The following is a 12040-nucleotide window of genomic DNA, read 5'->3' on the forward strand; positions in this document are numbered from 1 at the left end:
ATCAGGCTCCCTTTGCAATTACATCGCCGGGCTCTCGCAGCACTGTTTTTCGCCGGTTAAAATTATCGGCAATGCGCAAAAAATTCGCCAGCAACGCATGGCCATGTTCAGTCAAAACCGCCTCGGGATGAAATTGCACGCCAAAGACCGGCAAACTTGTATGCGCCAGCGCCATCAATTCCCCGTCAGAGCTAATCGCCGTTGCCCGCAATTGGCTATCATTGACGGGTAAATGTGCAACCAACGAATGATACCGGGTCACGGTAAGGGGATTTGGCACATTGGCAAACACCCCTGTGCCGTCATGTTCAATGGGGGTCGTCTTGCCATGCAAAGGGCGGATAGCCCGGGTAATACTGCCGCCAAACGCCTGGGCGATAACCTGATGACCAAGGCATACACCCAACAATGGAATATCGGCACATGTGTCGCCCACGATATTAAGGCACTGCCCGGCCTGATCAGGCGCGCAGGGACCCGGCGACATAATAATGGCATCCGGTGCCAGCTTACGAACACCATTCGCATCAATGGCGTCGTTGCGCATAACCACAACATCGCGCCCCAGTTCACGAACATATCGCGCCAGGTTGAAAACAAAAGAATCGTAATTATCGATCAGTAAAATCACAAACGATTTCCCGTTCCCGTGTCAGCAGCGCACCAGTCTGTCAGACGTTATGGCAATTCTGCCCCTATGCCAACAGCCGCCATCAGCTTGGCCGCCTTGGATAGGGTTTCGTCATATTCAGCGGCAGGAATACTATCGGCGACAATACCACCACCAACGTTAAAGGCGGCCCGGCCTTCATGAATTGACAGGGTTCTAATGGCAATATTCGTATCCATCGCCCCGTTAAAACCGATAAACCCGATCGCCCCGCAATAGGCGCCGCGACGACGATTTTCAAGTTCGGTTATAATTTCCATCGCCCTGATTTTAGGTGCCCCGGTAATCGACCCGCCAGGGAAACATGCCGCTAGCGCATCAATTGCCGTTTTCCCGCTCTCAAGTCGTCCTTCAATTGTTGAAACAAGGTGATGGACGTTGGCGAAGCTTTCCAGCTGGCAAATTGCGGTTGCAATAACACTATGGGGTTCACAGATCTTCGACAGATCGTTGCGCAGTAAATCAACAATCATAACATTCTCTGCCCGGTCTTTTTCAGACAGAAGCAATTCCTGTGCGTTTGTGGCGTCCTCTAATGTCGTTGTTCCACGCGCTCGGGTTCCCTTGATCGGTTTGGTCTCAACCCGGCCATCGGTGCCTATTTTCAAAAACCGCTCCGGCGAGTTTGATAAAATACCAACTGCGCCAAATTCAAGATATGCCCCGAATGGGGCCGGGCTTATTGCGCGCAATCGTCGATAGAGGCTAAATCTGTCCGGGGTATTTTCAGGCCCATAATGGGCGAAAAACGACTGCGACAGGTTTGCCTGAAAAATATCGCCTGCAAATATGTAATCCAGCACCTGCCTTACCGCACGTTCATAATCCGCGCGGTTAAAATCGGTCTGCCACGGCACAATGTCTGGCAAAGCAGGTGCGGCTGGCACATCAACCTCGAAGGATTGCTGACCATGGCTTAGCCACCCCTTAATCTGGGCCAGTTGCAGTGACGCGCAGGTTTTCCGGGTTTCTTGACCCATTTCCAAATAACCGTGCGTAATTATCCACATCCGACGATTGGCAAGATCAAAGGACAGCACAGCATCATAAATGCCCACCAACATATCGGGAATATTCAGCCAGTCCTGTTCCGGCACAGGCAGCTTTTCAAGCTGGTGGCACAAATCATACCCGAAATAACCCACCAGCCCCCCCTGGAATGGAGGCAAAACCGGATCATTTTTAATGTCATAACCGGCCATCATGGTTGCCAGCACCTCAAATGGGGCACCGGGCACATCAACACCATCAACCGTTACCTGCCCGTCCCGGGCTGAAATGGCATGAACAGCGTTTAAGGCAATATAGGAAAAGCCGCTGTCATTTCCCCCGTCAAGGAATTGACATTCGCCAACATCCCGTAACGCCTCAAAAGCAATGACAGGTTCCATAAATGGATGTTCTTCAACCAGCATCAATCCTGATCCCGGTTCTGAAAATTGCCGTCAGGCCGATCAAAATCGTAGGCCCGCTCAACTCTGGCAACCCTTAACGTATAGCTTTGATACCATTTTGCGCGGCCCATATTGCGGGCTTCGGTGTGATCAAGTTGTAATTTCCACGCACGAATGGCCGCTTCATCCCGCCAGTAAGACACCGTAATTCCCATGCCATTCTCATCACGGACAGTTGAATCTTCGCCAAGATACCCATCCTGTTGTGCTGCAAGGCGGCTCATTTCGGCGGCTTTTGCTCCATATGCTACATCATCACCATCTGTGCGAATGGATGAAAAAATAACGGCGTAATATGGCGGCGACGGCAAACGGGAAAGCGGCATAACACTGTCTCCTGCGCAAAACATAGGGCGACAATTTATGCGATTCCCCCGCCAATACCAGCGACAAAAAAGGGATGCCGTAAATACAGCACCCCTTTTGTCGATCAGGCAATAAAACGCACAACCTTACATGGCAGCAATGCGATCATAACCTTCCTGAAGTTTACCCAACGTATTACGGGCATCTTCAAGTTTACCTTTTTCGGCCGCAACAATTTCTTCCGGTGCTCGACTGACAAAGCGTTCGTTCGACAGCTTGCCTTCCTGCGCCGTGATGTATTTGCCAATTTTTTCGATTTCTTTTTCAAGACGCAACTTTTCTGCCGCAACATCAATGAAATCAGCCACAGAAACAAATACCGGCACGCCGTCAACAACGGTCTGAATGGCACCTTTGGCAACGGCTTCCACGCCATCCTGACCAATAAGTTCGATCACAGCGACCCGGGCCAGACGCTTGACCTGTGCTTCCTGTGCCGTAATTGCAGCCTTCATGGCGGCAGTTGCATCGACCAGATAAATTGGCACCTCGGCAGACGGCGGCACATTCATTTCTGAACGCACCCCGCGAATATTGCCGATCAGGCGTAATGCCAAATCCATTTCGGCTTCGACATTGGTATCAATCAGGTCATCATCCAGTTTGGGCCAGGCTTGCGCCATCAACAAACCTGTATGTGTTTCACTGGTTTGCGCCCACAATTCTTCGGTGATGAATGGCATAACAGGATGCAGGATCAACAATATCTGATCCAAAACCCATGCCGCAGTGGCCCGTGTTTCGGTTTTTGCATCAACATCGTCGCCCATGAATACGGGCTTTGCCAGTTCCAGATACCAATCGCAGAAAGTTCCCCAGACAAACTGATAGGCACCCGCCGCCGCATCATTGAAACGATAATTTTCAATCGAACCGGATACGGTTTTGGCCGCCTCGGCAACCTTGCCAACAATCCAGCGATTCAACGTCGTTTTCACCGATTTGGGATCAAATCCGTCAACAACGGTACATTCATTCATTTCGCAGAAACGGGCCGCATTCCAGATTTTGGTCGCAAAGTTGCGATACCCTTCAACCCGTGACTCAGCCAGTTTAATATCACGACCCTGTGCGGCCAGGGCCGTCAACGTCATGCGCAAGGCATCGCAGCCAAATTTGCCAATCAGATCCAGCGGGTCAATCACGTTACCCTTGGATTTGGACATTTTCTGACCGTGTTCATCGCGGACCAGCGCATGGATATACACATCACGGAACGGCACCTGCCCATCCATGAAATGCATCCCCATCATGATCATGCGGGCAACCCAGAAGAAAATAATGTCAAACCCGGTAACCAGCACATCGCCCGGGTAGTATTTGCCAAGCTCCGGTGTTTGATCAGGCCAGCCCAGCGTTGAAAACGGCCACAAGGCAGATGAAAACCACGTATCAAGAACGTCGGTTTCCTGATTAAGTTCAACATCCTTGCCGTAATGTGCCTTGGCTGCAGCAATTGCTTCAGCTTCGGTTTCTTCAACAAAGAAGGTGCCGTCCGGCCCAAACCATGCCGGAATACGATGTCCCCACCACAATTGGCGTGAAATACACCATGGCTGGATATTGCGCATCCATTCAAAATAGGTGTTTTCCCAATTTTTGGGCACAAAACGGATACGGCCATCTTCAACGGCTTCTGTTGCCGGTTTGGCAAGAACTTCCGCATTCACAAACCACTGATCCGTCAGATAGGGTTCAATGACAACGTTGGAACGATCCCCATAAGGGACCATGTGAACAGTTTCCTCGATCTTGTCGACAAGACCGAACTCTTCCATCCGGGCAATAATCAGATCACGCGCCTTGAACCGATCCATGCCGCGATATTCTTCGGGCGCATTTTCATTGATGCAGGCATGGTCATCCAGAATATTGATTTTTTCCAGATCGTTGCGCTTGCCAACTTCAAAGTCGTTAAAGTCGTGCGCCGGCGTGATTTTAACCGCACCGGAGCCCTTTTCCGGGTCGGCATATTCATCAGCAACGATGGGAATACGACGGCCAACAATTGGCAAAATGCAATATTTGCCAACCAGATCGGCATAACGTTCATCATCGGGATGAACAGCAACTGCTGTATCGCCCAGCATAGTTTCCGGGCGGGTCGTGGCAACGGTGATAAACTCACCCTCGCGGCCCTCGATCGGGTATTTAAAATGCCAAAAATGACCTTTGACTTCTTTTTGAACCACTTCAAGGTCCGAAATCGCGGTCAGAAGTTTAGGATCCCAGTTCACCAGACGCTTGTCGCGGTAAATCAGCCCTTGCTTGTGCAGGGTTACAAACACCTTGCGTACAGCAGCTGACAGGCCCTCGTCCATCGTAAAGCGTTCGCGCGGCCAATCAGGCGATGCGCCAAGATGACGCAACTGATTGGTAATGGTTCCACCCGATTCCTCTTTCCATTCCCAGACTTTTTCGACGAACTTTTCGCGGCCCAGATCGTGACGGGTCACATTTTGGGCGCCAAGCTGACGTTCCACCACCATCTGGGTCGCAATGCCGGCATGGTCTGTGCCTGGCTGCCACAAGGTATCCTTGCCGGTCATGCGGTTGTAGCGCACAAGAATATCCTGCAAGGTAAAGGTCAGCGCATGCCCCATATGCAGGCTACCGGTCACGTTGGGCGGCGGCATCATAATGACATAGGGATTTTCTTTACTTTCCGGATGGGCAGAAAATGCCCCGGATTTTTCCCATTTTTCGTAGAGCTTGTTTTCCACGTCTGCCGGGCTATAGGTTTTATCCAACATCGTCTTTCTGATCCGCTGCGGGTTTTATTGATAAAAGAAAAAAAGCGGCGCACCAAAGGCGCGCCGCTGTTTATTGCTCGTCGGCTCGCCTAGAGGTCTTCGGCGCGGCTTACAATCCGCTCGATTTCCTTTTTCACAAGGCGTTCGATCATATAAGGCAAATTCTCATCCAGCCACTCTTTCAAGATCGGGCGCAGCATATCGCGCACCAGATCTTCAAGGGTGGCATGGCCAGCGTTGATTCCCAAACCGATTGCACGCTTGCGTGCAACCGCCTGGGCCAGCTCTGTCATGCTCCCTGAGGCCGAAGATTCTGTCTGCCCCGAAATCAGGGCAGGTTCATCATCATCTTCTTCCTCGTAAAAAGCAGGCATCTGACGACGCGGCTCCTCGCGAACAGGTTCCGGCTCTGGCTCCGGTTCAGGTTCTTCATCGACCTGCTCTTCAAAATCGAGCATATCGTCAAGATCCATACTTTCCGGTTCAAGTTCCATCTCCTCTTCATCATCAAGATCAAGAGGTTCAGGTTCTTCGTCGTCAAGCTCCAGCTCTTCCGGTTCATCTTCCAGAACCAGTTCGTCAAACTCATCTTCCGGCTCGTCAAAAACCTCTGGTTCAGGTTCAGGCACCGGGGCCGGGGCCGGCTTTGGTTTTGCCGGTTCCTTTTTTTCATCCTCGCCTTCATCCGCAAGAATTTTGCGAATAGACTGAAGGATGTCCTCCATCGAAGGTTCCTGTTGCCCGTCACTCATTGGTTTTCTTCCGCGCTAAAAAATAATCACCGAACTGGTCCGGTCGATTATCCGACCCCCTTCCCGTTCGGGGCCGGTGTTGGCACTTCCAGATCAATCAGATCCCCACAATTGATCCTTAACTTTATTATAGTTCTGTTCTACATCGTAAATTTCAACCGGCAGACCCAAAACCTGTGCATTCAGGGCACCAATTGCTGCCTTTACCTGGAATTCAGCAACCGCCGCATCCCGGCGCGACTGCACCAAAGACACACGCGCCTGCAAAAGTTCCTGTTCCTGGTCAAGAACATCAAGCACAGTCCGCGAGCCGACTGATGCTTCACGTTGCACACCATCAAGAGCAACTTCAGCCGCTGAAACCTCAGCCTGCTGGCTTTCGATGCTGGCACGTGCCGTTACCAGGTTTTCCCACGCGCTGGTCGCACTTTCAATTACTTCACGGCGTGACTGATCGACAACCATGCGTGCCTGACTAGCAGTTTGCTTGGCCGCACGAATGCTGGAATATTCAGCACCCTGCTGATAGATCGGCACCGTGACTTCTGCCAAAACCTCGGCAGTATCGGTTGTCATGTCTTCACTAGATGATTCGCTGCTGCGCGACAAACCGGCCGACAAACTGACCACCGGATAAAGCGCACCCTCGCTCAGGCGAATGTCATCATGAGCGGCATCTTCCGAATACTGCGCCTGAAGAACATCCGGGTGCTGTGCGCTGGCGGTTTCGATGACCTGCTTAACACCCGTCGGCAGACCACCAAGCGGATCCGGAATTTGAAGGTCAGTCGGTGCATTCCCGACCAGACGTTCATAAACCGCGCGTGTATTGGCAAGCGTGCCCTGTGCCGCAATCAAATCGGCCTTGGCACCGGCAAGGCGAGCCTCGCCCTGCGACACGTCAGTACGGGTCACTTCCCCAACCGAGAAACGATCACGTGTTGCTTCAAGCTGACGCTCAAGAACGCGAATGTTATTCTGGTTCAGTTCAACAACAGCTGTGTCGCGCAAAACGTTAAAATATGCCGTTGCAACATCAAGGAACACATTTTGCTCACTTGAACGCAACGCAGCGCGCTGAGCCTTGATCCGCGCATCTGCACGTTCGGTCTCGGCTTCGGTCCGACCGCCACGATACAGCGGCTGGCTTACATTGAGGCCAACCTCGTAGGGGTTCAATGTTGATTTTCGTGTGGTCGAAGCCTGCTCGGTATCAACATCCAGCCTGCGGATACCTGCACTACCATTTAATTGAACCGTCGGCCGCCAGTTGGAAAGAGCCTGAGATATCTGCTCGTCCGTTGCACGCAGTTGCGCCCGGCCAGCTTCCAGCGTCGGGTTGCTCTGATATGCTTTGGCAAGCGCATCATCGAGGGTTTCAGCAGACGCCCCTGCGGTGATCACTCCGGCAGTAGCCAGAATGCTACAGGTCAGCAAGAACCGTTTTATCATTTATACACCCTTGTCAAAGTCCTACACTAAGTCCCGACCCCAGCGCAGTTCCGATTTGGTAACGTTGCCAATAAAAATGTCTAAAAAAAGAGACAGTTGGAAGCAAAATTTCCAATTTTCCCTTTATTTAGTCGAATTAATTCATTTCCATCATTCGTATCGTGACATTTCTGGCGCGACATCGATAGCCCACATTTCAATGCCGCCTGCGATATTAAAGACATTTTCAAGTCCCTGTGCCCTCAGGAACATCGCCGCATGACGGCTGCGAACCCCGTGATGGCACAAAACAGCCACAGGCTTGCTGTCATCAATATCACCATACCGCTGGGCTATTTCACCAAGCGGTATGTGTAGGGCACCTTCAATGGCGCAAATTTCCAGTTCCCAGGCTTCGCGCACATCAACAAGTGTAAGCGGCGCGGATGTTTCCATCAGCTGCGCCACCTCCCGACACGAAATATCCCGGACCATGTCCAATTCAAACAGTCCTTGCAACAGTCAATAACACAACGATGCGTTCTGATATCGTCACCACGTTATCAGAACAGCCCTTTTCATCATGCATTAAAACACAAAACTTTCGACCGGTTCAAAACCTGGCAAATATGGAACATTTGCATCAAACAGGTCACGATGGCCAATAACGCCATGTTCGCGTTCGTACAGGCGCGCAACGCCGACCTTGTTAGGTTCCCGAACAACGGCCAGCAACCGGCCACCTTCTGCAAGCTGACCAAGTATGGCTTCCGGAACTTCGGCCACAGCACCATCAAACAGAATGACATTATAAGGTGATTGTTTGGCATAGCCGGTGACAACATCGCCTTCAACGACAATGACATTGTCGTAATTATTGTCCTGCATGATTTTTTCGGCAGTTTGCGCCATTGCAGTATCGCTTTCTACGGCAACCACCGTTTCTGCAACCCGTGACACCAATGCGCAGGCATAACCGTAACCGGCACCAATCACCAATGCGACGTCGGTTGTGGCAATTTCCGCAATTTGCATCAGACGGGCAATAACCATTGGCTCAATCGCATAACGACCATTCCCAATGGAAATATCTTCATCAACATACGCAACGCCGCGTTTGTTTTCGGGCAAAAACAGTTCCCTCGGGACCTCTTCCATCGCTGCGATGACCAAAGGATCGGTGACCTTGTTGGCACGAACCTGATTTTCCACCATGTTGTGGCGCGCGACTTGATAATCCATCATATTTGACCTGAAATTCCCGCAAGAAATGCACTATGACGCCGTTGCAATTCCAGCAACAGAGTCAGACGAGGTATCATGTTTATAATCAGCCCGTGTGCGCCTGACAACATTGGAAATTAATTGAACGGTGCACCAGGGGCGCTCGCCCGTCCTTTTTAACCAATATCGCTCCGAAAATGCGCTGCTTCACAACCTGAAATCACACCAGAACGAAACAATAACCCCTCCCCGCGCTACGGCAGCCCTTTGATGTCAAAGCTGCCAATCACGCAATATTTGGGACGTTTTATCAATAATTCCAGACAGAACGCTTTGCCGCCTGTCGGGACTTTACTTCAAATACAAACTTCCGGATAAAATTTACGATCAATAAAAAACGCCCGATCACGCATTTTGGTGCGCCCTGAAGACGACACTTACGATTCCCGACACAAAAATTACCCGTTGATAATACCAATGGATAGATTAAAGATCGTATGCCTTTAGTCAATCAATACAAAGATATATCAATTCTTTCCGCATTGTATCTGTGTATTTAGCGACAGATTAAACCAACACAACACCAGCAACGCCAGAGGGGACCATGCGGGACACGGGGCCAGTAACAAACCGCGAAGTCGAAATGGATGACAACAGCATCCTAGTTTCCCGGACTGATACCGGGGGCAAAATTGTTTTTGCCAATCAGGACTTCATAAAAATCAGTGGTTTTGACGAAAACGAACTGATTGGATCCGCGCATAACATTGTACGTCACCGCGATATGCCAAAAGAAGCATTTGCCGACTTGTGGTCAACGGTTAAAGCGAGGCGCCCGTGGCAAGGAGTGGTTAAAAACCGTTGCAAAAACGGCGATCATTACTGGGTTCGCGCCAACGTCACCCCCATCATCGAAGACGGAAAAGTTTCTGGCTATATATCGATCCGTACCAAACCAACAACCGAGCAAAAACGTGAGGCCGAGCAAGCATATGCCGACCTGCGTAACGGTGCATCAAATGCAGGCCTGGATGACGGACAACTGGTTAAAACCGGTTTTAGCGCCTCTTGCCGCAATTATATCTCCGGTATTCGGGGCAGCTTGACCCTGGCCTTTGGCTCGATGGTTATCCTGATGGCGCTTATTGGTGGTTTTGGCGTATGGGCGGAACAAAACACCGAACAACATTTGGTCGAAGTCTATGAAAACCGGGTCAAACCGCTTAATCTTTTAAAAGAAATCTCCGACGATTATGCAGTTTTTATCGTTGATGCCGCGCATAAGGTGAATAACGGTAATTTCGACTGGAATACCGGCCTGAAAGGCATCGAAACTGCCCAAGCAAGAATCCACACCAACATTGCAAAATATGCCGCACAAGACCTTCAGCCGCGTGAGAAAACAATTTTAGTCAACATCACATCAATGATGACATCGGCTGATGCCCTGGCAAAAGAACTTGAAGATGCTTTTCGTGCCAAAGACAAGGCAAAATTAAAAACACTGGTAGAACAACAGCTCTATCAGATTATCGACCCATTAACGGCAAAAATCGGCGATCTTTCCGCCTTGCAAAATCAGTTGACCAAAGAACGGGTCGCGATGGCGGAACAAAATTTCTATAACGCCTTAATTGTTACCCTGATTTTGATTGTTGTTGCCATCGCCCTGACGCTTCTTTACGGCACAATCATGATTCGGAAGTTGCGCAAGCCCCTGCAACGCATGGAAGAGCACTTCGAAGCCATCGCGCATAACAATTTTTCTCACGATATCGAATTACCGTCCGTATCCGATTTCAAACCCGTCATTCAGCAGTTACGTGCCCTGCACGCCAAGCTGGCTTATGGCATCCTGGAGCGCCAGGAAAACGAGGAAAAAGCAAATTCGCGACGCATTAATGCCTTGCAAAATCTGGCCGAAACCGTCGAACGTGAATTGCAGATTGTTGTTGAAGCCATCATTGATCAGACATCACGGTTAAATTCATCTGCGGGTGAAATGGCGGCATCATCGCAACGGGTTTCAACCAATTCCGAAAGCGTTGCCGCCGCTGCACACGAAGCACTGGCAAATGCTGAAACCGTATCGGGCGCGTCCGAAGAACTGGCCGCTTCGATCCGGGAAATTTCACGTCAGATAGAAGAAGCAACAACAATTACCACTGAAGCCAATACATCAGGTATCGAGGCAGAACGTACTGTTTTATCACTAAAAGACAGTGTTGATCGTATTGGTGAAGTCGCTGAACTGATTGCCGACATCGCCGCCCAGACCAACCTTCTTGCTCTTAATGCAACAATTGAAGCAGCCCGTGCCGGCGACGCCGGAAAGGGTTTTGCCGTGGTCGCACAGGAAGTAAAAAACCTGGCCAACCAGACAGCCCGTTCAACCGAGGAAATCACCCGCCAAATTGGCGATATCCAGGAGGTTACCGGCTCGGTTGTATCTACAGTTCAACATATGAGCGAAAACATCCGTCGCATTGATCAGGTGGCATCGAACGTTGCAACCTCGGTACATCAGCAAGACAGCGCGACCCAGGAAATTGCCCGCAACGTGATAGAGACGGCAACGGCGTCTAACGAGGTTACCGAAAAAATCACCGATGTCGCCAAGGAAGCTGACAGCAACCTGGAGCGGGCCGAGAATATGAACAGGATTGCGTCAGAAGTTGACACCAGTATTGCCGAACTTCGCGCGACCCTTGTTCGCATTGTTCGCACGGCCACCCCGGAAGTAAACCGCCGCCGTGACACCAGATTCGAAATTGAAGCCCGCGTTCAGATTAATGTGAATGGTGAAACCATAACAGGCAAAACCATCGACCTTTCCAATGGCGGCAGCAAAGTGAAATTGCAAAAGCCGCTGGCGACAGGCGTTCGCGGCACAATTCGCATCGACGGACCAAATGTTTCACTGTCGTTTGAAGTTGAGAATAGCAAAGGCGATATCGCCAACGTTGAGTTCAGCCCCTCTCCTGATCGTGAAAAAATCCTGCGTCCGTGGCTGGAGCGTCAGCAGCACCGCCGGTAAACCTTCTTCGCCCAACACTATTTAACCACTGCCGCCAAGCTCAAACTGGCGGCAGTGCTGCTTTTGACCCTAAATTCATGCTGTTGTATGAAAAATGTAAAATTGGGTGCTTGACGGCCCGTATTCTATAGGGCTATACACCGCCCTGCCGACGCGCTGGCGCGATGGCGGAGTGGTTACGCAGAGGACTGCAAATCCTTGCACGCCGGTTCGATTCCGGCTCGCGCCTCCACTAATCCGGCATAGCTCAGTTGGTAGAGCAAATGACTGTTAATCATTGGGTCGCAGGTTCGAGTCCTGCTGCCGGAGCCAATGTGGAAAGGGATCGAACGTTTGTTCGGTCCCTTTTTCTT

General features: G+C 50.7%; 9 protein-coding genes and 2 tRNA genes. 3 read left to right on the forward strand and 8 right to left on the reverse strand.

Features of this window, described 5'->3' with window-relative positions; all coding sequences use genetic code 11:
- Position 1 precedes the first annotated feature (1 nt).
- The 8 genes from THS27_RS22860 to THS27_RS22895 form a co-directional block, all read right to left on the reverse strand.
- On the reverse strand, positions 2 to 631 hold the full coding sequence (locus THS27_RS22860) for an aminodeoxychorismate/anthranilate synthase component II (protein WP_085594827.1): 630 nt from the start codon (positions 629 to 631) through the stop codon (positions 2 to 4).
- 47 nt (positions 632 to 678) lie between these two features.
- Complete coding sequence (gene pabB / locus THS27_RS22865; RefSeq protein WP_085594829.1) at positions 679 to 2085, reverse strand: aminodeoxychorismate synthase component I; 1407 nt, start codon at positions 2083 to 2085, stop codon at positions 679 to 681.
- Complete coding sequence (locus tag THS27_RS22870; protein WP_085594831.1) at positions 2085 to 2450, reverse strand: antibiotic biosynthesis monooxygenase; 366 nt, start codon at positions 2448 to 2450, stop codon at positions 2085 to 2087. The genes pabB and THS27_RS22870 overlap by 1 nt, the downstream gene beginning before the upstream one ends.
- A gap of 126 nt (positions 2451 to 2576) precedes the next feature.
- On the reverse strand, positions 2577 to 5243 hold the full coding sequence (locus THS27_RS22875; RefSeq protein WP_085594833.1) for a valine--tRNA ligase: 2667 nt from the start codon (positions 5241 to 5243) through the stop codon (positions 2577 to 2579).
- An 89-nt stretch (positions 5244 to 5332) separates the two neighbouring features.
- Complete coding sequence (locus THS27_RS22880) at positions 5333 to 5995, reverse strand: DUF2497 domain-containing protein (RefSeq protein ID WP_246833076.1); 663 nt, start codon at positions 5993 to 5995, stop codon at positions 5333 to 5335.
- 93 nt (positions 5996 to 6088) lie between these two features.
- Positions 6089 to 7447 carry a TolC family outer membrane protein gene (locus THS27_RS22885; RefSeq protein ID WP_085594836.1) on the reverse strand — a complete coding sequence of 453 codons (1359 nt, stop codon included), beginning with the start codon at positions 7445 to 7447 and terminating at the stop codon, positions 6089 to 6091.
- A 150-nt stretch (positions 7448 to 7597) separates the two neighbouring features.
- Entirely contained in the window at positions 7598 to 7921 is a 324-nt protein-coding gene (locus tag THS27_RS22890; protein WP_085594838.1) for a rhodanese-like domain-containing protein, read from the reverse strand.
- Between the two features lie 93 nt (positions 7922 to 8014).
- The gene (locus tag THS27_RS22895; RefSeq protein ID WP_371456156.1) at positions 8015 to 8671 is read right to left on the reverse strand and encodes a protein-L-isoaspartate O-methyltransferase; all 657 of its coding nucleotides are present in this window, start codon (positions 8669 to 8671) and stop codon (positions 8015 to 8017) included.
- 622 nt (positions 8672 to 9293) lie between these two features.
- Here THS27_RS22895 and THS27_RS22900 point away from each other — a divergent pair.
- From THS27_RS22900 to THS27_RS22910, 3 genes are all read left to right on the forward strand, one after another.
- The gene (locus THS27_RS22900; protein ID WP_168184980.1) at positions 9294 to 11687 is read left to right on the forward strand and encodes a methyl-accepting chemotaxis protein; all 2394 of its coding nucleotides are present in this window, start codon (positions 9294 to 9296) and stop codon (positions 11685 to 11687) included.
- A gap of 158 nt (positions 11688 to 11845) precedes the next feature.
- Positions 11846 to 11919 (forward strand) — tRNA-Cys (locus THS27_RS22905).
- A gap of 4 nt (positions 11920 to 11923) precedes the next feature.
- A tRNA-Asn gene (locus THS27_RS22910) sits at positions 11924 to 11999 on the forward strand.
- Positions 12000 to 12040: the final 41 nt, after the last annotated feature.

It is taken from the genome of Thalassospira sp. MCCC 1A01428, from assembly GCF_002115825.1.
Classification (GTDB): Bacteria; Pseudomonadota; Alphaproteobacteria; order Rhodospirillales; family Thalassospiraceae; genus Thalassospira.